34 protein-coding genes and 1 tRNA gene are annotated in these 22,593 nt (G+C 64.9%); 18 read left to right on the plus strand and 17 right to left on the minus strand.

Translation table 11 applies throughout. From position 1 onward, the window contains the following. Positions 1–92: 92 nt before the first annotated feature. The 15 genes from MRBLST15_RS04150 to MRBLST15_RS04220 form a co-directional block, all read right to left on the minus strand. On the minus strand, positions 93–392 hold the full coding sequence (locus MRBLST15_RS04150; RefSeq protein ID WP_367785303.1) for a DUF1064 domain-containing protein: 300 nt from the start codon (positions 390–392) through the stop codon (positions 93–95). 162 nt (positions 393–554) lie between these two features. Next, positions 555–1,142 (minus strand): hypothetical protein, encoded by a 588-nt coding sequence (locus tag MRBLST15_RS04155; protein WP_312704272.1) that lies wholly within the window; start codon positions 1,140–1,142, stop codon positions 555–557. Between the two features lie 120 nt (positions 1,143–1,262). Continuing rightward, the gene (locus MRBLST15_RS04160) at positions 1,263–1,733 is read right to left on the minus strand and encodes a lysis system i-spanin subunit Rz (protein WP_312704271.1); all 471 of its coding nucleotides are present in this window, start codon (positions 1,731–1,733) and stop codon (positions 1,263–1,265) included. Continuing rightward, a complete protein-coding gene (locus MRBLST15_RS04165; RefSeq protein ID WP_367785304.1) occupies positions 1,730–2,194 on the minus strand; it encodes a lysozyme in 465 nt (154 codons plus the stop codon). Before MRBLST15_RS04165 ends, MRBLST15_RS04160 begins: the two co-directional genes overlap by 4 nt. Further along, positions 2,191–2,388: a hypothetical protein gene (locus tag MRBLST15_RS04170; RefSeq protein ID WP_117311878.1), complete on the minus strand. Its 198-nt coding sequence runs from the start codon at positions 2,386–2,388 to the stop codon at positions 2,191–2,193. Before MRBLST15_RS04170 ends, MRBLST15_RS04165 begins: the two co-directional genes overlap by 4 nt. A gap of 189 nt (positions 2,389–2,577) precedes the next feature. Further along, on the minus strand, positions 2,578–3,276 hold the full coding sequence (locus tag MRBLST15_RS04175; protein ID WP_367785305.1) for a hypothetical protein: 699 nt from the start codon (positions 3,274–3,276) through the stop codon (positions 2,578–2,580). A gap of 70 nt (positions 3,277–3,346) precedes the next feature. Then, positions 3,347–3,661 (minus strand): hypothetical protein, encoded by a 315-nt coding sequence (locus MRBLST15_RS04180; RefSeq protein WP_367785306.1) that lies wholly within the window; start codon positions 3,659–3,661, stop codon positions 3,347–3,349. Next, positions 3,658–3,798 carry a hypothetical protein gene (locus MRBLST15_RS04185; RefSeq protein WP_367785307.1) on the minus strand — a complete coding sequence of 47 codons (141 nt, stop codon included), beginning with the start codon at positions 3,796–3,798 and terminating at the stop codon, positions 3,658–3,660. Before MRBLST15_RS04185 ends, MRBLST15_RS04180 begins: the two co-directional genes overlap by 4 nt. 59 nt (positions 3,799–3,857) lie before the next feature. Further along, positions 3,858–4,223 carry a Ref family recombination enhancement nuclease gene (locus MRBLST15_RS04190; RefSeq protein WP_367785308.1) on the minus strand — a complete coding sequence of 122 codons (366 nt, stop codon included), beginning with the start codon at positions 4,221–4,223 and terminating at the stop codon, positions 3,858–3,860. Continuing rightward, positions 4,223–4,417, minus strand: coding sequence for a hypothetical protein (locus tag MRBLST15_RS04195; RefSeq protein ID WP_367785309.1), 195 nt, complete (start codon positions 4,415–4,417; stop codon positions 4,223–4,225). The genes MRBLST15_RS04190 and MRBLST15_RS04195 overlap by 1 nt, the downstream gene beginning before the upstream one ends. Then, entirely contained in the window at positions 4,414–5,085 is a 672-nt protein-coding gene (locus MRBLST15_RS04200) for a hypothetical protein (protein WP_265951158.1), read from the minus strand. The genes MRBLST15_RS04195 and MRBLST15_RS04200 overlap by 4 nt, the downstream gene beginning before the upstream one ends. Beyond that, positions 5,075–5,968, minus strand: coding sequence for a helix-turn-helix domain-containing protein (locus MRBLST15_RS04205; RefSeq protein ID WP_265951159.1), 894 nt, complete (start codon positions 5,966–5,968; stop codon positions 5,075–5,077). The genes MRBLST15_RS04200 and MRBLST15_RS04205 overlap by 11 nt, the downstream gene beginning before the upstream one ends. A 1-nt stretch (position 5,969) precedes the next feature. Continuing rightward, positions 5,970–6,281, minus strand: a complete 312-nt coding sequence (locus MRBLST15_RS04210; protein WP_262204844.1) for a winged helix-turn-helix domain-containing protein — start codon at positions 6,279–6,281, stop codon at positions 5,970–5,972. Beyond that, positions 6,278–6,808 (minus strand): phage regulatory CII family protein, encoded by a 531-nt coding sequence (locus MRBLST15_RS04215; RefSeq protein WP_367785310.1) that lies wholly within the window; start codon positions 6,806–6,808, stop codon positions 6,278–6,280. Before MRBLST15_RS04215 ends, MRBLST15_RS04210 begins: the two co-directional genes overlap by 4 nt. A 109-nt stretch (positions 6,809–6,917) precedes the next feature. Then, complete coding sequence (locus MRBLST15_RS04220) at positions 6,918–7,397, minus strand: hypothetical protein (RefSeq protein ID WP_367785311.1); 480 nt, start codon at positions 7,395–7,397, stop codon at positions 6,918–6,920. Between the two features lie 85 nt (positions 7,398–7,482). On the opposite strand from MRBLST15_RS04220, the gene MRBLST15_RS04225 reads away from it, so the two are divergent. From MRBLST15_RS04225 to MRBLST15_RS04245, 5 genes are all read left to right on the plus strand, one after another. Then, positions 7,483–8,187, plus strand: a complete 705-nt coding sequence (locus MRBLST15_RS04225) for a S24 family peptidase (protein ID WP_367785312.1) — start codon at positions 7,483–7,485, stop codon at positions 8,185–8,187. 177 nt (positions 8,188–8,364) lie between these two features. Continuing rightward, positions 8,365–8,556 carry a hypothetical protein gene (locus tag MRBLST15_RS04230; protein ID WP_280883804.1) on the plus strand — a complete coding sequence of 64 codons (192 nt, stop codon included), beginning with the start codon at positions 8,365–8,367 and terminating at the stop codon, positions 8,554–8,556. Further along, positions 8,553–8,768 (plus strand): hypothetical protein, encoded by a 216-nt coding sequence (locus MRBLST15_RS04235; protein WP_367785313.1) that lies wholly within the window; start codon positions 8,553–8,555, stop codon positions 8,766–8,768. Before MRBLST15_RS04230 ends, MRBLST15_RS04235 begins: the two co-directional genes overlap by 4 nt. Continuing rightward, positions 8,765–9,043, plus strand: a complete 279-nt coding sequence (locus MRBLST15_RS04240; RefSeq protein ID WP_367785314.1) for a hypothetical protein — start codon at positions 8,765–8,767, stop codon at positions 9,041–9,043. The genes MRBLST15_RS04235 and MRBLST15_RS04240 overlap by 4 nt, the downstream gene beginning before the upstream one ends. Further along, on the plus strand, positions 9,043–9,285 hold the full coding sequence (locus MRBLST15_RS04245) for a hypothetical protein (RefSeq protein ID WP_367785315.1): 243 nt from the start codon (positions 9,043–9,045) through the stop codon (positions 9,283–9,285). Before MRBLST15_RS04240 ends, MRBLST15_RS04245 begins: the two co-directional genes overlap by 1 nt. A gap of 99 nt (positions 9,286–9,384) precedes the next feature. On the opposite strand, the gene MRBLST15_RS04250 is transcribed toward MRBLST15_RS04245, so the two are convergent. Further along, positions 9,385–9,933, minus strand: coding sequence for a hypothetical protein (locus tag MRBLST15_RS04250; protein ID WP_367785316.1), 549 nt, complete (start codon positions 9,931–9,933; stop codon positions 9,385–9,387). On the opposite strand from MRBLST15_RS04250, the gene MRBLST15_RS04255 reads away from it, so the two are divergent. The 6 genes from MRBLST15_RS04255 to MRBLST15_RS04280 all read left to right on the plus strand — a co-directional run bounded on the left by MRBLST15_RS04255 (position 9,932) and on the right by MRBLST15_RS04280 (position 15,346). Beyond that, complete coding sequence (locus tag MRBLST15_RS04255; protein ID WP_367785317.1) at positions 9,932–11,623, plus strand: DNA cytosine methyltransferase; 1,692 nt, start codon at positions 9,932–9,934, stop codon at positions 11,621–11,623. The genes MRBLST15_RS04250 and MRBLST15_RS04255 overlap by 2 nt on opposite strands. Continuing rightward, positions 11,620–12,207, plus strand: a complete 588-nt coding sequence (locus tag MRBLST15_RS04260; RefSeq protein ID WP_367785318.1) for a hypothetical protein — start codon at positions 11,620–11,622, stop codon at positions 12,205–12,207. Before MRBLST15_RS04255 ends, MRBLST15_RS04260 begins: the two co-directional genes overlap by 4 nt. Next, complete coding sequence (locus tag MRBLST15_RS04265; protein WP_367785319.1) at positions 12,204–12,521, plus strand: hypothetical protein; 318 nt, start codon at positions 12,204–12,206, stop codon at positions 12,519–12,521. Before MRBLST15_RS04260 ends, MRBLST15_RS04265 begins: the two co-directional genes overlap by 4 nt. After that, a complete protein-coding gene (locus MRBLST15_RS04270; RefSeq protein WP_367785320.1) occupies positions 12,508–12,843 on the plus strand; it encodes a hypothetical protein in 336 nt (111 codons plus the stop codon). Before MRBLST15_RS04265 ends, MRBLST15_RS04270 begins: the two co-directional genes overlap by 14 nt. A gap of 17 nt (positions 12,844–12,860) precedes the next feature. Further along, positions 12,861–13,691: a tyrosine-type recombinase/integrase gene (locus MRBLST15_RS04275; RefSeq protein WP_367785321.1), complete on the plus strand. Its 831-nt coding sequence runs from the start codon at positions 12,861–12,863 to the stop codon at positions 13,689–13,691. A gap of 194 nt (positions 13,692–13,885) precedes the next feature. Further along, positions 13,886–15,346, plus strand: coding sequence for an ATP-binding protein (locus MRBLST15_RS04280; protein WP_367785322.1), 1,461 nt, complete (start codon positions 13,886–13,888; stop codon positions 15,344–15,346). Positions 15,347–15,505: 159 nt separating this feature from the next. On the opposite strand, the gene MRBLST15_RS04285 is transcribed toward MRBLST15_RS04280, so the two are convergent. Continuing rightward, positions 15,506–15,582, minus strand: a tRNA-Arg gene (locus MRBLST15_RS04285). Between the two features lie 185 nt (positions 15,583–15,767). Between MRBLST15_RS04285 and MRBLST15_RS04290 the strand changes: the two genes are divergently transcribed. The 7 genes from MRBLST15_RS04290 (at position 15,768) to MRBLST15_RS04320 (ending at position 22,435) form a co-directional block, all read left to right on the plus strand. After that, entirely contained in the window at positions 15,768–17,300 is a 1,533-nt protein-coding gene (locus MRBLST15_RS04290; RefSeq protein WP_367785323.1) for an aldehyde dehydrogenase family protein, read from the plus strand. Positions 17,301–17,323: 23 nt separating this feature from the next. Continuing rightward, positions 17,324–18,151: an SDR family NAD(P)-dependent oxidoreductase gene (locus MRBLST15_RS04295; RefSeq protein ID WP_414716143.1), complete on the plus strand. Its 828-nt coding sequence runs from the start codon at positions 17,324–17,326 to the stop codon at positions 18,149–18,151. Positions 18,152–18,310: 159 nt separating this feature from the next. Continuing rightward, positions 18,311–18,601, plus strand: a complete 291-nt coding sequence (locus tag MRBLST15_RS04300) for a DUF4190 domain-containing protein (RefSeq protein WP_025874887.1) — start codon at positions 18,311–18,313, stop codon at positions 18,599–18,601. A 5-nt stretch (positions 18,602–18,606) separates the two neighbouring features. Next, positions 18,607–19,377, plus strand: coding sequence for a class I SAM-dependent methyltransferase (locus MRBLST15_RS04305; RefSeq protein WP_367785531.1), 771 nt, complete (start codon positions 18,607–18,609; stop codon positions 19,375–19,377). Between the two features lie 9 nt (positions 19,378–19,386). Next, positions 19,387–20,442: a quinone-dependent dihydroorotate dehydrogenase gene (locus MRBLST15_RS04310; RefSeq protein ID WP_367785325.1), complete on the plus strand. Its 1,056-nt coding sequence runs from the start codon at positions 19,387–19,389 to the stop codon at positions 20,440–20,442. Between the two features lie 8 nt (positions 20,443–20,450). After that, a complete protein-coding gene (murB, locus tag MRBLST15_RS04315; protein WP_367785326.1) occupies positions 20,451–21,515 on the plus strand; it encodes a UDP-N-acetylmuramate dehydrogenase in 1,065 nt (354 codons plus the stop codon). Between the two features lie 32 nt (positions 21,516–21,547). Then, positions 21,548–22,435 carry a DMT family transporter gene (locus tag MRBLST15_RS04320; protein ID WP_265953415.1) on the plus strand — a complete coding sequence of 296 codons (888 nt, stop codon included), beginning with the start codon at positions 21,548–21,550 and terminating at the stop codon, positions 22,433–22,435. Positions 22,436–22,593: the final 158 nt, after the last annotated feature.

Below are 22,593 nucleotides of genomic sequence, written 5' to 3' on the forward strand. Positions count from 1 at the left end.
CATGCCCGTAACCCTGGCGAACCACACCACTGCGGCCAGGTAGCAGCGCAGCCACCAGCGCATGCGGACGGAAGTCGTCACCGCTCCAGCCATCAGAACTCCTCCACAGCCCAGCCGCCGCCGTCCCGCTTGGGCTTGACCTTCACCGCAATGAAGCGGAACGGGTACATGGCGGCGGCAATCTTGATCTTGGCCCTTGCATCGTCCTGCCAGTGGCCCTTCACCTCATGGCAAGCCATGACACCGTCGGCCTCCAAAACGGCAAAGTCCGGCGTGTAGAAGGTGTTGTCCGCCAGCCGCAGCTTCAGGCCCTCGAACCGGTGCCACTGGATCTCGACGGCAGCCTGCAGCGCGCGCAGCCGTTCGGCATACGCGGCTTCTGTCTTGTTCATCTCGCCGGTCTTCAACCGGCCAAGCGCCAGGATGCGGCGCCTCGTGCCATCTGAGCTACCCATCAGAGGCCTCGGCAGCTGTCACGATCAGCACAGGTCATCCCTTTTCGATCTGCTTGGAAGATGTTGCCCGGCCAGCGACTTCGCTGACCGGGCACAGCCTTAGTTCGCCAGAAGGATCAGCTGGAACTTGGCGTTCACACCCCACGAGCCGCCACCGCCGCCCGACGCGCCCAGGCTAAGGCTGAAGCTGGTGCCTGCACCGAAAGACGAACTACCCTTGAAATCGATGCCCAAGCCGCCACCGAACTCCTGACGGACGCTGCCGGACCAGTGCTCGTTGAACTTGTAAGTGACACCCACGCTTGCCGGCGAAAGGTCGATCGTGGTGTCCTTGAACTGGACCTTGGCGGAGCCGGAGAGGTTACCGTTGCTGTCGAAGGTGCCGCTCAGACGAGCTTCCTCGGTGCCCACGCCGTAGCCGATCGTGCCGGAAACGCGCTCGTTCTCGTAGTTCAGACGCAGGAAGGAGTCGTCAGCGCCGACCTTCACGAATGCGTTGCCCTTCTTTGCTTCCCCGCTGACAGCAGTGCCGTTGATGTTGCCGGAGAAGCTCGCACCTACCGGGCGGCCATCCTTATTGATGACACTGCCGCTGACCTGCCAGCCACTCTCGTCCATCGGTTGATCGATCGTGCCGCCGCCTGCGCGCTGCATCACTTTGTCGTCCATGTGCTCGTTCTTGCTCATTGAATTGCTCCTGGTTGTTGCCATTACGGCGGTAATCGGTGCCACGGCCTATCCGGGACACCAAAACGGCAGAGGGCCGCACATGGCGGCCCTCAAGTAAGAGTGGGATTCTGGTGGTGGCTACTGCTGATCGCGATCCGCTTGGATCACGGCTTGGCAGGCCCGGATGTGGTCTTCGGCGTCGGTGACGATTCGAACAGCAGCTCCGACAACCTCTGGACGTAGTTCGGCGCGCGCATCACGTTCGACGGCGCCGGCGGCGGCTTCGGACAGGCGAGCGGTATGGCAGGTAGCGAGGTCGTCGCGCAGGCGGAGATTGCCGCTGCGCAGGCCAGCCACAACAGCAGCAGGGACGGCCTCGGCCGCAGTCCGGTCTTCTTCATGCTTGGCTCCAATGTCGGCCAGCTGCAGGGCTTTGCTCTGCTCGGTGGCGCGGGTCTTGTTCACCTGGTCGGCCACTGCCTCAGCGCCGGCGGCGCGTTGGTTGGCGGCTGCACCTTCAGATCGGTCACCGCGCCATGCCCAGCCAGTGCCGAACATGGCTGTGGACCAAATGGCGAATGCCAAGATGGCGATAGCGATGCGATTCACGACCGGCCCTCGCACATCCGGCGCTCAGCCGCTCGACGGTTCACCAGTCCCTGCACGCGCTTTCCACCTGCATAGACCCACCGGTCCAGCTCTGCACACCACGCAGAGGCCGGTTGCCCGCTGTTGATCTTGCGCACCAGCGAGGAGCCACAGGCTGCGGTGGTCCCCACGTTGTAGGACCAGCTCAGCAGCGCTGCCCACTCGTGCTGTTCCAGCGGTACATGGATGCAGGCCTGTATCCCCGCTAGGTATTCGCCAAGGCGGCTGTTGAGCCTGGCAGCACACTCGGCCTCGGTGTAGTGCGCCTTGTTCGGCTTGCCCGTATCGCCGTAGCAGTACGTCGCCACACCGACCATGTCGATGTAGGGAGTAGGTGCGTAGCCCTCACGCGGCTTGACCAGCACAGCGGCGGACAGGGCAATTACGGCTGCAGCAGTGCCGCCGATGATCTTCGCCTTCATGCCTGCGCCCTCTGCCGCCACTCGCGGACCCAGCGCCAACCGAGGTAGGCGATCTGGCCGACGAGATAGACGATGGTCAAAACCACCACCACGCGGTCTAGATCCGCGCCCGCAGCGACGGCGCCGGCAACGGTTACCGGCGGTGCGGCCTTGGCCACGGCGCCGGCCGCAGTGCTGATGATCTCGTCCTTCATGGTGGCCCCGTGACTTGTCCGGTTCGGCATAAGCCCCTCCCGGTTGATGGGTGCCCGCCCCTGGCGCCGGCTGGGCACGAGAGTTTGTCCGGCTGGGACGCGGGCAAAGAAAAAGCCCCGGCTGGGCCGGGGCTTGCGATTGGATGGTGGCAAGATTGCCGCCTAGTTCGATGACCTAGGAAGTCATCGTTAGGCCGCCATCGTGAGTGCCTTGCTGAACTGCCTTGCAGCGCGCGCCTCAGCAGCGCGGAAGTTGGCAAGCATCCACTCGTAGACCGGGCGCCAGAACCGGCTGTACGCAGACCAATCCGCGCCGATGGCGCCTGCACGCTTTCGGCCGCTCAGCGCCTCCCAACCACTTCCGCCGCAGTCCCCGCAGTTCACGACACCTGCGCCCGCAGGATCGGGAACGATCTTTCTGCCGCCGCAACGCTCGCACTCGCATGCACCGACCATCTCAGCGATCACGGCCCCGGCCAGCACCCCAAGCTGCTCCATCGTGTTGTTCGGCCATGTCGCAGCGCGCGCGTCGTCCAGCGCCTTCTCTGCGCGACGCAGCTCGCGACGCTGCACTTCGGTGACCATCCCGCCGCACCAGCCCATGCTGGCCTTGGCGATGCCGAAGTGCGTGCGAGCGTCGGCCAGTTCGTGCATCTGGCGGGTGAACTCGGGCGCCACCAAAGCGATGACGGCCTGGCGCAGCTGTTCGCGGCGGCGCTGCCCACTCTCGGGCCACCACATTGTCTGCAGCAGCTCATGCCCCAGCCCGTGCGGCACGTACGCCAGTGCGGCCACGATCTCTTGGGTGGTCGGGCCGCCCGCACTCCCATCAAAGCTCATGGTCTTTGGGCCCGTCCGGCTGGACAGCAGTTCCCGTGCATCGTTCATTCGCATGCGCCTTCCCCTTGGTGGTGTGCTTGTGCAGCGCGCGATCGCGCCGGCTTCTTGATTGCGTTCATCAGGCCGCGTCCGGACCGGCCGGCTCGGCCGCATAGTGCGTGATCGCCGGGTTGTCCCCGCGCCAGCTGCCGAACACCGGTCGCTTGCTCACCGAGTCCCACAGCATCAGCCGCTTGCCGTCCTGCGGTGCGCCTGCGATGGGCTTCCAGTCGTAGGCCAATGCCATGCGGATCGCTCGAAGCGCGGCGGCCGTCGGGACGATGCCGAGTTGCGGGATCGAAAGATCCATCATCAGCTCGGCCGTGACTCCGTCTGCCGCCAGTTCCATGGCCTCGCATAGCAGGCTTCGCGCGTTCCTTTCAAGTTCGCTCATGCTGCCTGCTCCCAGCTGGCCGGAAGTCGCTGCACCTGGCCGCCACGGGCCTCGAACTGCTCTACCGTCTCGACTTGGCCGGCCGCCAGCGTGCCGGGCTTCCTTCGCTTGGGACGGGACACCGTGTTGTGGTCCATCCGCCGCTCCCTGGGCGCGATCTGAGGGTTCAACCTCGGTGCCAGTTTCTTCGTTGTCTTCATGCTGCCGCCCTCAGTTCGTTGATGTAGGTCTGCTGTGCGATCAGGTCGTCGTCCGATCCGAACGCCTCGTGGAATTTCTTGGACCAGTGCAGAGGTGGGCCCCAGCGGGCCACCATTTGCTTCTGCGTCATGTGTTCGCTGCGGTAGCGCTGGTGATGCCACTGGCACAGCGCATAGCCGAAGAAATGGCCGCGCCGGATGTTCCCCGACTTGGCGTGGTTGTATTCGCAGCCGTAGACCACGTGCTTCTTCGCCATCAGGCCTTGCGCGTAGCGAACGAGGCAGGCCATGCACGGTCCCGTTTTCGCCAGTTCGATGCGCGCTGCCTCTGCCTTCGTCGGCGGCGGTGCGTTCGACCACATCAGAGCAGCTCCGGAATCGGGCCGGCATACCGGGTGATCGGGATCTGCCGGCAACCATCGCGCCAAACGGTCGCCCCACGGGTGGCGTACAGCACCAGCGGCTTGATCCCGTAGCCATAGGCCAAATACCAGCCGGCCACCGCCACCGGCTCGGACACAGGGCGCACCTCCAGTTCGACGTGGTCCTGCCTCATGCCGCTGCGTCCTGAGCGGGGCCGAACAGCTCGGCGATTTCGGCCAGGTGCTTCCGGGTGCGCTCGGTCGCTTCCGGGCTCGCCTCCACTCGGCCGGCGAGCAGGGCCAGCGGATTGAATGCGGGCGTGGCCGGCGGCAGCGCCAGGTGATCGGCTACCTGTTCGTGCGCCAAGCGGCCAGCATCCACCGCCAGCTGCAGCGCTGCGGCGCGGGCACTCGCGTCATGGCCCAGCGACGGCTGATAGACGGCGCAGCCACCCACAGCGCGCGCGCCCTTCACCAACCGGGCGTACACCTCCAGAAACGCCTGCCGGGCTGCGATCTTGTCGCCCTCCTCGACCAGCGGCAGCGCCGCCGTCCATGCGTCCCTGGTCTGCTCGGTCCATACCACGGTCACCGCCTCGTCAGCGGCCCGGATCGCCACAGCCCACGCTTCGTTCGGTGCCGGGTGCCCGTCGTCAATTCGCTCCATGATCGCGGCCAGGCTCAGCCGACCCTTTACCTCGCGGCGGCAGGCGGTCAGCGCCTCGGCCAGCACGCGCAGCGGATAGGTGGCCAGATCCAGCACCATGTACGTCGCCGCGTTGGGGCTGATCTTCTCGCCCATGACCTCGGCAGTAGAGGCCAGCATGTCCACCAGCTGATCCTGCTCGGCGTCAGTGAGCATTGGTCGCCCCCCTCAGCTGGCGCAGCTTGGCCTTGGCCTCGTCTGCGGCGTTGGCGTTGCTCTGGGTCTGGTCCTGCTGCTGGGCGCTGGTCGCGGTCATCTGCCTGCCGGTGACCCACTGCGTGCGGTAGGCCTCGCACTTCGACAGCAGCGAGCCCAGGTCGTGCATGTTCTGCACCACGTAGCGCTCGTTGACGGTCAGGAACCACCCGGCGACGGCCGGTGCTTCGGCATGCCCGAGCCGCTGCACCAGCTGCTTCACGTTGGCGTTGACCTTCGCGTTGCGGACCGGTGCCACGCCATGGCGGATGCGGTAGGCGCTGGCGTATGCCGCCCATGTCGCCCTGCACGCGGCCTGCAACTCCGTTTCCGAATCCACCACCGGCGGCGCGGCCGACAGGCCCGCCGGAGATGACGGTTCTTCTGACGGTTCATTGGTGGTTATATGACGGTTAGGCGGCACGGGGCGCACCTCCAGACCTGCGCCCGCTGCATCCCCACCTGCACGGGGCGCATCCCCACCTGCATCGGGCGCACCCCCTGCACGGGGCGCAGCACCTGCGCCCGATGCAGTACCGGCTTTTCCGGTCTTGCGAGTGCCCTTCGATGGCGCTGCGGCCTTGTCGAACTTGGCCGGGGTGACGTTGTAGACAGTGCTGCTGTTGAACCTGCGGTCGCGGGTCAGTAGGCCCACGACTTCCAGATGATCCATGGCGGTGCGGACAGCGCGCGGCGACATGCAGCAGCGCGCGGCGATGGTGCCCACCGCCGGCCAGCACACGCCGTCGTCGTTGGCTTGGTCAGCCAGCGAGATCAACACAGCCTTCTGTGTGACGCTCAGGCCCTGCAGCGGCCAGCACTGCGACATGATGATGGTCGACATGTCAGAGCCCCAGCGTCATGTTTTGGCCCCGAGCCACCGGCCACCAGGTGCAGGCACTGCGGCCAGACACTGGGCAAGGCTTCTTCGGGCCCCGCCACACGCGGCCGGTTTCTGCCAGTTCGGGAAGGCGTCGAGCGAGCACGTATCGGCAGATGCCCGTCTCGTTCGCCAGTTCGAGGCTTGTCAGGCCCGGGAAGCGACGCACGGCGGAAGCTGCTGCGGCTTGTTGGTCACCTTGGACGCCAGTGGCAACGATGTAGTTGGCCGCCTCGTGGCTGGTGCTGGGATCGGTGGAGCGAGCGGGATGGTTCATCGACGCACCCTCCCCTTTGCTGCAGCGCGCGACACGTTGCGGATCAGCCGGTGTGCCATCGTGATCAGAGAGTTGGCTTCTTCCACCATCAACTTGGCTTCGTCGCTGTCGATGTGGTGATCGGCCATTGCCTCCACCGCCGTGCCAGACAAGCGCCCCACCCGCGTGGTGATCTCCAGCAACTTCGTCTGGATGGCGCCGATCTCGTCCGACCAGCCGCCCTCCGGCGGCGGCGGAACCGTAGCGACGGCCATGCCGAACTGCCCGGCCAGCGCCTGCATCCAGTCCAGGGCGTAATCGCTGCCGCCTGCCTTCTCCTGCATCCACTCAGTCAGCAGTTCGGCGATTTCCATCGTCACCGATTCCCCTTCAAGCCCGCGCAACTTCGCGCGCAGGGTCTCGGGGTGCATCGACTTGCCGCGACGGTCGGCCAGGAATACGGCCGCGTCCACGACACCGCCGGGCGTCTTGCGCACGGAGTTGTAGAGAACGTCGAGCCAGTTGAGAGCGGATGTGCGGCAGGTCATGGGTCACCTTGGGAGGGACGGTTTTTCAAGGTTTCGGGCTGTGCTCGGGTGGCGCAGGATTGGCGCCATGGAGATCAACAATTCAGGGACGACGGCCATGGATGGCCTTTCAAGCGGTATCGACGGGAGCAATGCGGTTCGCGTCGGGGTCATGGATCACGGGCGCCAAGGACGGCGGCGGATCTTCGATGCCGAGCAAGCGCAAAACCTGCGGGACAGCGGGGACTGGGGCGTCATCCGCCCAGGTTTCGATCTGCTCTGCCGGCAGCTTCAGCACCTTGGCCAGTTGCTTGTCGGTGCTCAGGCCCAGCTTGGCGCGCAGCGCACGCTTGCTCATGCGGCTATCTACGATCTGGGCGATCTGCTTGATGCCGCCCTGCCCCGCATGACCAAAAATCATCGGTTCCTTGAGGACTGTCGCAGGCCCGAGCCGCGTCGACTCACGCTCAATTGCAAAGGCAAGCTTCGGACTTGGGCGCTTCCCTCGCCATCCAGTGGCGATCTGCCACAAGTACTCGGGGCTGGTGCCGCACGCCTCCGCGAGAGCGGCACGGCGACTCATATCGGAGATGTAGGTGAGTAGGTCCATAGGCCAAACATTAGCCTCTGGCTATTCGGATTACAATAGCCAAAAGCTCGTTGGCTTGAATAGCCTTTCGCTATCCAATTGGGGAATGCGCCCAATCGACGATATTCGCCACGAGAACCTGCTAGCCCTTATCGCTTCCAAGGGCGGGCAGCGCCACTTCGCAGACGCAGCGGGGATCAAGAACCCTGCCCAAGTGAGCCAATGGGTGAACCGGAGCCGTAACGCCGCCACCGGCAAGCCAAGGGTCATGTCTGGCAGCTCAGCGCGCGCAATTGAGGCCGCACTTGGCCTGCAAGACGGCTGGATGGACACCCAGCACGATGCCTCTGAGAACCCAGTCGCAAGGGTCTTAGAGACTGAGACGCCCCCCGGCTATGTTCGCTTCGACTTGTTTGAAGGGAGTGCGGGGATGGGAGCAGGGATGGTCAACCAGGACTACCCGGAGGTAGTGCAGACCATCGAGGTCGCCGAATGGGAGGTGCGCAGGAAGCTCGGTTACCTGCCCCAGCCTGGCCGCATCCAGCTCATCACTGGCAGGGGGCCCTCCATGCGGCCCAAGCTGGAAGACGGCGACATTGTGTGGATCGACACGAGCTGCGACTACTTCGACGGCGACGACTACTACCTAATCAACGTAGGTGGCGAGACGCAGATCAAGATGCTGCAGAAACGCGGCGATGGGCTCTACGTGGTCAGCGTCAACACGGACTTCCCCGCCTATCGGCCAGATCCAGGCGATGTGAGCATCCTCGGCAAGGCCCTGATCCACGCAGGTCTGCGGAAGTTCTAAGTGGCGTCCCAAATTGGGACAAAGATCGAGCCCCGCTAAGCGGGGCTTTTTCGTTGGCTATTGCCGCATTCATAAAAATATTAGCTTTAGGCTATTGACGATGAAATAGCCTGCGGCTAATGTTGGCTCCGTCGCCCAACACCACCCCATCCCGGGGCCGGGCGCAGGAGATCACACATGCCCACTCTGGCCCTCAACACCGAAACAGCCCCCGGCACCGCCAAGGCTGACACGGTCAGCGGGAAGGTCGTCCAGAACTTCGGCGCCGCCCGGATCTACTACACCGCCGACGAGGCAACCGCCGCAGCGCGCGCCCTGATCGCCGCTGCCAAGCAGCTGCGCGGCGAAAGCCAGGACGCCGCCGCATGAGCGCCGTCATCGCCAACCACTCCCAGGCACAGCGCGCCGCTGCCGCCGCAGGCATCGTCGCCCGCGCTGGGCGCCGCTGGGGCCTTCTCCCCTCTCAGGTCGTCGTCGCTGCCAGCATCGCCGCCAATGCCGTCCTGCGGCACGGCCAGAGCGCTGCAGGCGCCGTCGCCGCCGTCCGCAGTGCAGCGCGCGCCCAAGGCGGTGCTGCATGACCGCCTCCACCATTCCAGACTTCGCCGTCATCGAAGTCCCCGGCTGCGGCATGCGGTTGCGTGCCATGCGGGATCCGGCTGGTTGGAGCGTCTCGGGCTGGCGTCGCACAAAGGGCACCAGGGTCATGGTCATGTTCGCTTCCGCCGACGGTGCGCCCACCTTCAGCGAGAACGCCGGCCAGCATCACGTCATCGTGGACCGTGCCTACGTGGCGCTGCCCGCCACCTCCAGCAGAAAGCTGCGCGACTTCATCACTGAAGTGGAGGGCAAGTGATGCGCCACCTGGCCCTGCCCTTCTACTGCGCCGTCATCGTCGCACTGCTGCTGGCGCTGCTCGCGCGCGCCATCTACGCCGGCGCCGCGTCCTTTCTCCTGCCCGTCGGCGCCGGTATCGCCTACTTCACCTGGTGCGGCGTGCGCGACCTACGGCACAACTGGCCCGCCTTCCGCAGGGAAATGCGACAACGCGCGGCAGAGCGACACCGCGCGCCGCTGCCCGCAGACGACACCCACTGAGCAACCGCCCGCCCGAGTAACCGGGCTGCGCGCCAGCCGGACTTCCACAAGTCGGCTACCCACTTCCGCCGTTCATCGAGACCCAAGAGCCGCCCTGTGTCAGGTAAATATCTTCCCCTGATCGTTGACTCCCCCCACGTGCTGCAGCGCATGCCGCGCAGTCTCCAGAGCAGTGATTTGGCTCTGGTTGCCTCCGTTCAAGATCTTGATGAATTGACGATCGCTGACATTTCCATCGTTATCGATTGCCTCCACAACAGCATCGAAGTTCCCAGGATCAAGAGCGCGCTCATATGCAGCGGCTCTCAGCCAAAAGCCAACTCGATCAGCCCCTCCAAGCAGGGCAGTCGCTTTTGTGGCTCCCACCTCGCGCGCTTGTTCAAGGCTCGCAATAGGGCCAAAACCGTGACCGAGGAACACCGTATCCGCATCTGGATGGTCCAAGACCATCACGTGAACGGACCAGCCAGCTTCCGTTCGATGAAGTTGCACTGTGGCGATCCTGCCATCCGCCTCCAACGCAAACGCATCTCGATCCTGTTCGTCAGCTGCACTCATTGTGATCGGGCTCCAATCGCTTCGGTCGCCCGACTCTATCACCCCGCCCGCACCGCCTGCGGCCGCGGCAACTTTGAGGGTCCACTTCATGGCTGACGGCTCCCGCTCCTTCAACTTCCCCGCGCCGCAGCGCTCGCGCCTGCGGCCTGGCGAAATCTCGGTGGACCTGTTCGCCGGCGGTGGCGGCGCCAGCCAAGCCATCAAGGACGCATTGGGCGTCGATCCGGCGTTGGCCTACAACCATGATGAGCAAGCCATCGGCATGCACGCGGCAAACCACCCGTTCACCATCCACCATCGCGAGGACATTTGGCACGCCGACCCGTGTGTGGACGTTGCCGGTCGCCCTGTTGGCTGGCTGCACTTCAGCTCGGACTGCACGCACTTCAGCCAGGCAAAAGGCGGCCAACCACGCAGCCGCAAGATCCGCGCATTGTCGTGGGTCGGGTTGAAGTGGATCGGCCAGCTCTTGGCAGCTGACAAGCGAAATGACACCAACACCGCACCGCGGATCGTCTCGATGGAGAACGTGTGGCAGATCCTGACGTGGGGACCGCTCGTTGCAAAGCGCTGCAAGGTGACCGGGCGCGTCATCAAGATGGACGGGACTGTCGCAGCGCGCGGCGAGCGTGTGCCGGTTGGCAACCAGCAGCTGGTGCCCGACAAGCGCCACCTGGGCCGGACTTGGAGGCAGTTCATCGCCGCCCTTCGAAGCAAGGGCTATACCGTCGACTGGCGCCGACTGGACGCGAGCCACTTTGGCGCCGGCACCGACCGCGTGCGTCTTTTCATGGTAGGTCGCCGCGACGGTGAGGCAGTGCGTTGGCCAGAGCCGTCGCACGCAGGCCCCTCCGCCCGCGAACGAATGAAGGTGGCAGCCGACAGCATCGATTGGGATTTGCCCGGAACGTCCATCTTCTCCAGGAAGCGCCCTCTGCGCCCCAACACGATCAAGCGCCTCCTCTCCGGTGCCCAGCGAGGGAACTGGCCGCAACCGTACTTGGATGCGCTGGTAGCTCTGCGCGATGGCAAGCAGCCAGACCTTCGCGTCACCCCGCAGCAGGCTGACGAGATCGCGCAGCGGTTCGGCCACAAGACAGGCCTGATACTTGCGACCGGCAGCGGCGGCGTGGCGCGTGAGGTGGGGTGTAGACCGATCCCGACGATCACGACCGGCGGCGCAGGCAGTGATCGGCCAGGCTGTGCTCGCCCGCACTTCGTCCGTCCCATCATCGTCCACCGGCACAACTCTGCTGGCGGCCGTGGGGCTCGCTCTGTCGATGAGCCGGCGCCGACGATCCTTACCGGTGGTGCCGGCAACCTGGCGGAACCGATCATTGCCCCGTACTACGGCAGCGGCAGCGGAACCACAGGGCAGCCCTGTAGCAAACCAATCCCGACCATGACGACTAAGTGCCGCTTCGGCCTGGCTGAGCCGGTCGTCGTCAGCACGTGCAATTCCAGCTCGGCCGGCGTCAGGCTCGCCAGCGACCCGGTGCGCACCATCACCACTGCCAAGGGCGGCGATATGGCCGTGGCCGAGCCGGTGCTGATCGAATACCGCATCGACATTCTTTACCGCATGCTGGTAAAGCGGGAGCTGTTCAACGCTCAGGGCTTCCCCCCGGACTACATCATCGATCGCACGGCCGATGGTCGACCGATCACTACTACCGCCGCAGTGCGTATGGTCGGCAACAGCGTCAGCCCTCCGCCGTTCTGCGCGCTTATAACTGCAAATCTGGACCCGGTGCCAGTGGGCATGGCGGTGGCAGCGTGAGCGCGGCGCAGTTCCCGATTGGCCCAGCCGCCGTGGCCGACGCCACCAAGGCGTCATCGCCGGTAGCTGCGGTGGTCGCCGCCATGCGACGCATCGATCCCGCCGGCGGTCCCGTTGCCGCCAACCAGGTCCGCGCCTGGGCCGACACCCTGATGGCCGAGCTTTACTCGGCTCACGTGGCCCGCTGGGAGTACCGCCACGCGGACGACTTCGCGCCGGGCTGCTGGGCAGAGGCCAACGCGGAACAGGTCTACTACGGCCCGCAGCGCGGCCTGGTGATCCGCGCCCTGTTCGACAAGCCGCGCGTCCCGCAGCCGGAGAAGGAGCACGTGTTCCAGAACCGCATCTGCACCAGGTGCGGCGACCCCGAAGACTGGGCCGGGCCGGACTGCGTGCCGCTGGTGAAGAAAGTGGATCCGCGCGCCCGGCTCCCCTTCGATCCGCGCTGGCTGGTCCTGCCGCTGCAGTGGCTGCGTGACGCTCCACCCCAACTCAACCAATACGACAGGCGCCACAGGTCCGGACAGGCCGCGTTCCTGCTGGAAAAGCTGGAAACCCACATTGCGGAGTGCGAAAAGCCATGACACAGAAGCAGATCAGCCATCCCGAAGGCCTGCCCAACTGCGCCGCCGGCCACCGCGCGCGCCACATCCACGACATGCGCTGCACCAACGCCGGTGGTGGCCACCTGGTGGAATGCTGCTGCAGGTCGACCAGCAAGAAGGGCGACGCCGATGCAGCTCTGGCCGAATGGCGCCGGATCAACCGGCCAACGCGCAGCGCGCGCGCGCCGGCAGGGCCGGCCGTTCCTGACAACGTGGTGCAGTTCGACCTTGGCTTGGCCGAGCAGCAGGCCGGCAGGAGGTTGACGGCGGGAGGTGCCCATGGGCGCCGCTGAAAAGCTCGACCTAACAGGGAAGGATTGGCTGACGGTCGAAGAAGCCGCGCACTACTGCGGCGTCTCCAACAGCCAGTTCAGGAAGAACGCCATGGGCTATGGGCTCACGCCCAGGCGCTTCATGGGAAAGCAGTTGTACGAAAAGGCGGCGCTCTATGCCGCGATCGAAGGTGCAGAGGAATGGCAAAGGTTCGACTCTACTGGCGCGGCAGCAAGGCCTACCTCGACTGGGCGGAAGGCGGCGAGCGCTTTCGCCGGTCCATTGGGCAACCTGACGCCCGTGAGGCGGAGAGAATACGTGCCGCGAAAGAAGCAGAACTGACCCATGGCGTCCGGATCTTGGCGCGCCTGCCCAAGGTTCGCGACTACCTGGAGTGGTATCTGGACTGGTACGAGGCCGAGCACCCGACCACGATCTCGAAGGCCAGGAGCGAGGTGAAGCGCTTCATCGAGCGCTTCGGCCACCGGCCGATCGACAGCATCCGCGCGGTCGAGGTTGAACAGTACAAGCGCGCCAGGCTACTGGACGACAAGGCGGCAAAGGAAACTGTGGGGAAGGAGATTCGACGCCTGAAGGCGGCGTTCAACCGCGGCGTCGAATGGAAAGAGCTGGACGTGAACCCGCTCGCGTCTGTGAAGGCGCCTCGCGGCGTGCGGAGCGTGGCAGTCAAGTTCTATGACCGCGCGGCGATGCGCCGGCTGTATCGGGCAAACCCTGTCCGGGCGCCACTGTGGCTCTTTATGGCCCACACCGGCCTACGGCGGGGCGAGATCATCGGCTTGGAGAAAAGCTCGGTCGTGGCAGGGCGCCTGCTGGTGGAGAGCGACCCGGACGAGAACGGTGAAGGTCGGACAAAATCAGGGAAGTGGCGGGAGGTTCCCCTCAACCGCTATGCCAGGTGGGCGTTGCGCCGCCTGCCAGATCCGCTGGTAACCGTACACAAGGACACCGTGTCGGACTGGTTCAAGAAGGATTCGGAGCTGGCTGGAGTTGGCGGACACCTCCACCGCCTCCGTCATACGTTCTGCGCTCATATGGTGATGGCCGGAGTCCCACTTCGACGGGTTCAAATTCTCGCCGGGCACGCCGACTACGCAACGACGGAGAAGTACTACGCCCATCTCACTCCAGCCGGAGCCGCAGCAGCAGTAGAGAGCCTGAGGTTCTGAGCGCCCTGCCAGGCGAAAGACCTGAATGGGTTGGCTTTTCTCTTAGCTCAGCTATGCTCTCACTTGCCAAAGCGACGCAGCCTGTCCTTACGGACGCAGCTCTGAGTCGCAGAGATCCTCTTTGTCAGTCACGACAGGAGGGGCAACGCAAGTCATTGATATAAATGTATATTTTTAATTGAGTGAGAAACGGCATGGCCGCAGCATGGATCAATCGAGCGTACGGCCTACTGGGCGCCAGCATGGGCAACCCTCCGCATGAGCTGAATGAGCTCGACTGGAAGGCAGATCTGTCGGGAAAGGGTTCCCGCGTCGCAGAGCATGTCGCTGCCTTCGCCAACTACCCCGGAGGGGGTCATTTCGTCTTCGGAATCACCGACAGTTGTGAAGTGATCGGCGTCACAGATGATCAGATCGAGACGATTCTGAACAAACTTTCGAATGTAGGCAGGCAGGGCTTGGAGCCAGTCGTCGCGATCGATCACGCTGTCGTTGACTTCGAGGGAAAGCCTGTACTGATCGTGCGAGTGCCTGAGTCGACTACCAAGCCCGTTCACGCAAAGGGAAGGGCAATCGATGAGACCTTCGTACGCTCTGGAGGAACGACCAGGAAAGCCTCTAGGCAAGAAGTGGGAAACCTCTTGCTTAATAGCCGGACTCCGCGCTGGGAGGAACTGCACGCGTCACCATTGATGGACGCGGATCAAGTACGCGCCGCCCTGGATTTCTCGTCTATTTTCGAGGCTCTTGAACGACCCCAACCGCGAGATTCCGACGAGCTATGGTCTTGGGCAATTGCAGAAGGATTCGTAATTGGCACTGTAGAAGACGGGTTCTACATCACAAATCTTGGAGCAATCTCCCTAGCCAAACGACTCCAGAACTTCCCTTCCCTATCGCGTAAGGCTGCCCGAGTTATTGTCTACAACGGCAACGACAAAACGCAGCTGAAGTTGGAAATAGAAGGATCGAAGGGCTACGCCGTTGGGTTCAAAGGTCTGCTCGATTTCGTGATGTCACAGCTCCCTCAGAGCGAAGTAATCGAGCGCGCTTTTCGAGTTAAACGAACGGTCTATCCTGAGCTAGCACTACGAGAGTTGATCGCCAATGCTCTTATCCATCAGGATTTCATGATCGGCGGATCTGGCCCGATGATCGAAATCTACTCGGATCGAATTACCGTAACAAACCCAGGAACACTGCTTCCGTCCAAAAGACTTGATCGACTCATTGGGACCCAGCCGGAGTCTCGTAACGAGGTATTGGCTAAAGCTTATCGGCGCTACAAGATTTGCGAAGAACTTGGCTCAGGCTTGATCAAAGTCGGACTTCAATCCGAAATGTGGGGCCTCCCGCCCATCAAGTTCGAGACCGGCGACAACTACTTCCGCGTGACGCTTTTCTCGCCTCGAACCTATTCGGAAATGTCACAAGCAGAACGCTTGGCCGCTTGCTATCAACACGCAGTACTAAGACATGTCTCGAATGGAACGATGACCAACAAGTCGTTGAGGGAGCGCCTAAAGGTTGCCGAGAAGAACCGATCGATGATCTCCACCCTAATCCAACAAGCGCTGGAGAAGAACATGATCAAGGCGGCAGATCCTGAGAACACCTCAAGAAAATTCACCGAGTACGTGCCTATCTGGGCGTAACTACTTTTTCTAGACGAGCGCGACGCAAGATGGGCACCCGTGAGGTGCCCATCTGCATTGGCGCGCAATCAGCCGTGTGCCACCTGTGCCACAACGTGTCCTAAATACGGCCGAATAGACCAACGCAAGCAGTTGCGAACTAGCGTAAGCCTTTGATTCTGGTGACCCCGGCCCGATTCGAACGGGCGACCTTCCCCTTAGGAGGGGGACGCTCTATCCAGCTGAGCTACGGGGCCATGAAGCCGCCAAGTTTACAGGCAAGCCGCCCTGCCCTCCAAGCATTCATCTGCCACACCGCTGCCACTGGCGCGGCGCACCATGGTAGTTCGGGTCGCTCTGTTACCATCGGCGGCTCAGTTCGTCGCGCCCCCACCTGCCCGCGACGGCACCAAACACTACGTAACGAAACACAGGAGTCTGCATGTCTTCCGAGCTGCTCAAGTCCCTTGGTCTGGACGCGATCAACGCTGGCACCTACCTGGGCAACGGGGAGTGGTCGAGCGCTACCGGCGGTGAACTGATCACCCCGATCAACCCGACCACCGGCGAGCCGATCGCGCAGGTCCGCGCCACCACCGAAGCCGAGTACGAAACCGTCATCGCTCGCGCGCAGGAAGCCTTCAAGGTCTGGCGCACCACCCCCGCCCCGCGTCGCGGTGAAGCCGTGCGCCTGTGCGGCGAAGCGCTGCGCAAGCACAAGGATGCCCTGGGTTCGCTGGTTGCGCTGGAAATGGGCAAGAGCAAGCCGGAAGGCGACGGCGAAGTGCAGGAGATGATCGACATCGCCGACTTCGCCGTGGGCCAGAGCCGCATGCTGTACGGCTACACCATGCATTCCGAGCGCCCGGGCCACCGCATGTACGAGCAGTACCAGCCGCTCGGCCTGGTCGGCATCATCAGCGCGTTCAACTTCCCGGTCGCGGTGTGGGCATGGAACTCGTTCCTGGCCACCATCTGCGGCGACATCTGCCTGTGGAAGCCGTCCAACAAGACCCCGCTGACCGCCATCGCCTCGATGCGCATCTGCAATGAAGCGCTGCGGGATGCCGGTTTCCCGGACCTGTTCTTCCTGATCAACGATGCAGGCACCGCACTGTCGGAAAAGATGGTGGCCGACAAGCGCGTGCCGCTGATCAGCTTCACCGGTTCCACCCAGGTCGGCCGTACGGTCGCCGAGAAGGTTGCGCATCGCCTCGGCCGTTGCCTGCTGGAACTGGGCGGCAACAACGCGATCATCCTCGACGAAACCGCCGACCTGAAGCTGGCGATCCCCGGCATCGTGTTCGGTGCGGTCGGCACCGCCGGCCAGCGCTGCACCACCACCCGTCGCCTGATCGTGCACGAATCCATCCATGACGACGTGCTGGCCACGCTGGTCAAGGCGTACAAGCAGGTGGAAGGCAAGATCGGCGATCCGACCGACCCGGCCAACCTGATGGGCCCGCTCAACAGCGACGGTGCCGTACAGCAGTTCCTGGCCTCGATCGAAAAGGCCAAGGCCAGCGGCGGCACCATCGAAACCGGCGGCACGCGCATCGACCGCGCCGGCAACTTCGTGCTGCCGGCCATCGTCACCGGGCTGAAGAACAGCGACGAGGTCGTCCAGCACGAGACCTTCGCGCCGATCCTGTACGTGATGAAGTACAGCACGCTGGACGAAGCCATCGAGATGCAGAACGGCGTGCCGCAGGGCCTGTCGTCCTCGATCTTCACCACCAACCTGAAAACAGCCGAGCGCTTCCTGTCGGCGGCCGGTTCGGACTGCGGCATCGCCAACGTCAACATCGGCACCTCGGGCGCGGAAATCGGTGGCGCCTTCGGTGGCGAGAAGGACACTGGCGGTGGTCGCGAATCTGGTTCGGATGCATGGAAGGTCTACATGCGCCGCCAGACCAACACCATCAACTATTCGGATTCGCTGCCGCTGGCCCAGGGCATCAAGTTCGACCTGTGATGGCAAACGGTCCGGCCATGCACATGGGTCAGAGCCCCTCCGGGGATCCGACCCATGCCGTGCCGACCACTCAGGGCCGGATCCCCGCAGGGGCTCCGACCCTCGATTTCACCGGCCGCCGGGTGTTGATCGCCGGTGGCAGCAAGGGCATCGGCCGCGAACTGGCGCTGGCGTTTGCCGGCGCCGGTGCGCAGGTTTCGGTCTGCGCGCGCGGCCAGGCCGGCCTCGATGCCCTGCAGGCCGATGCGCAGGCGCAGGGCACGCAGCTGCACACCTTCGCCGCAGATCTGGGCGACCTTGGCCGCATAGGCGCCTGGCTGCAGGCCGCTGCCGATACGCTCGGCGGCATCGATGTGCTGGTCAACAACGCCACCGGCTACGGCATGGCCGATGACGAAGACGGCTGGGCCGCCAGCCTGCAGATCGACCTGATGGCGGCTGTCCGCGCATCGCGCCTTGCGTTGCCGTGGCTGCGCGCCTCGCCCGATGCCTGCATCCTCAATCTGTCCTCGATCGCCGCGCAGCAGCCGCGTCCCGGCGGCGCACCGTATGCAGCGGCCAAGGCCGCGCTCTCGCACTACACCACCTCGCAGGCGCTGGCGCTGGCCCCGGATCGGATCCGGGTCAACGCCATTGCTCCGGGCTCGATCGAATTTGCCGATGGTCTGTGGGATCGCCGTCGTGTCGAAGATCCGGCGCTGTACCACGGCACCCTGGCGAAGATTCCGTTCGGCCGCTTCGGCCAACCGCGCGAGATCGCCGATGCCGCGCTGTTCCTGTGTTCGCCGCTGGCACGCTGGATCACCGGCCACGTGCTCAACGTCGATGGCGGCCAGGTATTGATGGGCTGAATCTGTAGAGCCGAGCCCACGCTCGGCTTGCGCGCGCAGCGCGGGCGATGCCGTACCAGCCGAAGCGTCAGCCGAGCATGGGCTCGGCTCTACAGGGCACTGCCCATGGGATTGCCAGGGCAGAGGCACTATCATGTAGGCACCGCCACGGAGGACTCGATGAGCGTGCCACCCCGACAGAGCAACGCCCTGGCCGTGGTCAGCCTGATCGCGGGCATCTGCAGCTGGACCGTGCTGCCGGGTGTCGCCGCCCTCGTTGCCATCATCACCGGGCACCTGGCCCGCGCCGAGATCCGCCGCCGTGCTGGCGAACAGGACGGCGATGGCATGGCCCTGGCCGGGCTGATCATGGGCTGGCTGAACATCCTCGCTGCGGTGGGCCTGGTGGCCATCCTGATCTTCGCGATGGTGGCGGCCGGTGCCGACGCCAAACCTGGACTGCGCTGGTGAGCACGATGACCTCCCCGGACAGCACTGAACGCTTCAGCAGCCGCGTCGCGGACTATGTCCGCTACCGCCCCGACTATCCAGCCGCGCTGATGGACTGGCTGCATGGCCCGATGGCCGTGGCAACCGATGCGCTGGTCGCCGACATCGGCGCAGGCACCGGCATCTCCAGCCGGCAGTTCCTGGCCGCCGGCCATCCACTGGTCGCCGTTGAACCCAACGCGGCGATGCGCGCCGCCGCCGAACAGTGGCTGGCGCCGCAGTATCCGCAGTTCTCCGCCGTCGATGGCCGCGCCGAGGCCACCGGCCTGGCCGATGCCAGCGTTGACCTGGTCAGTGCCGCGCAGGCTTTCCACTGGTTCGACACCGTAGCCGTGCGCGCCGAGTGGCAGCGCATCCTGCGCCCCGGCGGCCTGGCGCTTATCTACTGGAACTCGCGCCTGCTCGATGCCAGCCCGTTCCTGGTCGCCTACGAACAACTGCTGCTGGACTACGGCACCGACTACACCGCGGTGGCCGAACGCTACCAGGACGACGCCACCATGCAGGCCTGGTTCGGTTCCGGCCTGCGCGGCATGGTGCAGCTGCCGAACGTGCAGCACCTGGACCTGGACGCCCTGCGTGGGCGCCTGCTGTCTTCTTCCTACGCGCCGCAGCCCGGCCATCCGCGCCACGCGCCGATGCTGGCTGCGCTGCAGGACCTGTTCGCCGCCCACGCGGTCGACGGCCAGGTCGCTTTTGAATATCGAACCCGAGCCTTCCTCGGCACGCTGGACTGAAACCTACGCATGTATTCGCTTGCCCGCCCCTTCCTGTTCTCGCTCGACGCCGAACGCGCCCACGGTCTCGGCCTGTCCGCTCTGGACCTGGCCTTTCGCACCGGCACCACGCCGCTGGTGGCCGCACGCATCGCGCCGATGCCCAGCACGGTGTTCGGGCTGACGTTCCCCAATCCGGTCGGCCTTGCCGCCGGCCTGGACAAGAATGGCGAGCACATCGATGCACTGTTCGCGCTGGGCTTCGGCTTCGTGGAGATCGGCACGATCACGCCGCGACCGCAGGCCGGCAACCCGAAGCCGCGCCTGTTCCGGCTGCCGGCGCACAATGCGATCATCAACCGCATGGGCTTCAACAACGCGGGCGTGGATGCGCTGGTGCGCAACGTCGAACGCGTGCGCAACCGGCGCGGCCTGCTCGGCATCAACATCGGCAAGAACAAGGACACCCCCAACGAACAGGCCGCCGATGACTACATCGCCTGCATGGACAAGGTGTACCCGCTGGCCGATTACATCACCGTCAACATCTCCTCGCCCAACACCGCTGGCCTGCGCGAGCTGCAGGAAGAGACCGCGCTGCGGCAGCTGGTCAGCCAGCTGCGTGATCGCCAGGAAGCGCTGGCCGCGCAGCATGGCCGGCGTGTGCCGATGCTGGTGAAGGTGGCGCCGGACCTCAGCGAGCGCGACATCGACGCCGCCGCGCGCGTGCTGGGCGAACTGCAGGTGGACGGCGTGATCGCAACAAACACCACCATCGACCACAGCCGGGTTGCCGGTGATCCGCTCGCCAATGAAGCCGGCGGGCTTTCCGGCGCACCGGTGCTGGAGCAGTCCACCCTGGTGCTGCGCCGCCTGCGCGCGCGCCTGCCCGAATCGGTGCCGCTGGTCGGTGTCGGCGGCATCCTGTCCGGTGCCGACGCCGTGGCCAAGATGGCCGCCGGTGCGGCGCTGGTGCAGTGTTACAGCGGTCTGATCTTCAAGGGCCCGGCGCTGGTCGCCGATTGTGTGGAGGCGATCCGGCGCCGACGCGAGGCGCCCAGCCGCGGCGCGGTGGCACCGCTGTGAGTACCCCCATGGACGACATCAACAACACTGCAGCCCCGCTGCGCTGGACCCTCACCCGCAACTCCCCGCTGCAGGCCCTGAACACCTTCCACGTACAGGCCAGCGCCGCGCAATTGCTGGAACTGCACGATGCCGCGCTGCTGCCGGAGGTCCTGGCCCTGCCGGAGGTAGCCGATGGCCCGCTGCTGGTGCTCGGCAGCGGCAGCAACGTGCTGATCGCCGATGACCTGCCGGGCACCGTGCTGGTGTTCGGCAACCGCGAAATCACCTTCCTTGAACATCGCGCGGATCACGCCGTGATCCGCGCCGGCGCCGGCGTGTCCTGGCACGGGCTGGTGATGTGGTCGCTCCAGGAAGGCCTGTCCGGGCTGGAAAACCTGGCGCTGATTCCTGGTACGGCCGGTGCATCGCCAATCCAGAACATCGGTGCCTATGGCGCCCAGGTCGGCGAGTTCATCCAGACCGTGGAGGCCTGGGACTGCCAGGAAAAGACCTGGGTACGGCTGGACAACGAACAGTGCGGCTTCGCCTACCGCGACAGCGTGTTCAAGCAGCAACCGGACCGCTACCTGATCACCGCCATTGAACTGAAGCTGCCACTGCTGCACGACCTGCGCATGGGCTACGCCGGCATCCGCGAAGAACTGCAGGCGCAGGGCGTGGAACTGCCGAGTGCGGTGGACGTCGCCAATGCGGTGATCGCGATCCGTCGCCGCAAGCTGCCCGACCCGGATGTGCTGGGCAATGCAGGCAGCTTCTTCAAGAATCCGGTGCTGCCGCTGGAACAGGTGGAAGTCCTGCTGCAGCACTTCCCCGAGCTGCCGGTGTTCCCGGCAGACCGGGACGACCGCCGCAAGGTCTCGGCCGCCTGGATGATCGAATCCTGTGGCTGGAAGGGCTTCCGCGAGGGTGATGCCGGCGTTGCGCCCAGCCACGCGCTGGTACTGGTCAACCACGGCAACGCCACCGGCACTGAACTGCTGGCGCTGGCACGGCGGATCTCCGCCTCGGTGCTGGAGAAGTTCGGCGTGCCGATCGAACCGGAGCCCCGCCTGCTCGGCGCACAGTGGTGAGCACGCCGGCCTTACCCGCCAGCGCCACCCCGTTGCGGGCGGCGCTGCTGATGCTCGGCAGCACCATGGCGTTCGGCCTGATGGCGGTGGCGATCCGCTACGCCACCCGCTACGTGCCCACCCAGGAAGTAGCGTTTTTCCGCAATGCTTTCGGCCTGCTTGCGCTGCTACCGATGTTGCTGCGCCCGGGCCACGCGCCGTTGAAGACCCAGCAGCTGCCGCGCTATTTCGTGCGCAGCGCGATCGGCCTAGGGTCGATGCTGTGCGCGTTCTGGGCGCTGGGCCACCTGCCACTGGCACAGGCCGTTTCGCTGTCGTACTCCACGCCGTTGTTCGTCACCATCGCCGCCGTGCTGTGGCTGGGCGAAAAGGTCCGCGTACGACGCTGGGCGGCAGTGGTGGTCGGCTTCATCGGCGTGCTGGTGATCGTACGGCCGGGCACTGCCGGCTTCACGTCCGGCAGCCTGATCGCCGTGGCTGCCGCCGTGCTCAGCTCGCTGGTGGCGATCCAGATCAAGCAGCTCACCCGCATCGACAGCGCCGACACCGTGGTGCTCTACACCTACGTGTTCTGGGTGCCGCTGTCACTGATACCGGCATTGTTCGTCTGGGTCTGGCCCGCCGGCATCGCCTGGGTCTGGCTGCTGGCCACCGGCGTGCTGGGTACCATCGGACAGTTGCTGTGGACGCGTGCATTGCGCCTGGGCGAGGTCTCCGCGCTGACCCCGATCAGCTTCCTGCAGCTGCCGCTGGTGACCTTGTGCGGTTGGCTGCTGTTCGCCGAGACGGTTGATCGCTGGACGATCGTTGGCGCCGGCATCATCCTCGCCGCCAACGCCTACATTGCCCACCGCGAAGCCGTGCTGTCACGGCGTGCAGCGAGTGTCGCCGCGAGTGCGGCTGCCAAGCCGGCAGAGTAAGGGGTCTGGCCGGGCTGCGCCCGGCACCCGCAGAGGCCGGAGCCAAGGCAACAGCCGAAGCAACAGCCGAAGCAACAGCAACAGCGGGCATTCCGTGGGATGGCGGGGTGGTGTCGGATTGCGGGGACGCCGTGAATCCGTCCATGGAGGCTTGGCCG

Source organism: Stenotrophomonas sp. LST15-1-1.1 (assembly GCF_040815575.1).
GTDB classification, from domain to species: Bacteria; Pseudomonadota; Gammaproteobacteria; order Xanthomonadales; family Xanthomonadaceae; genus Stenotrophomonas; species Stenotrophomonas lactitubi_B.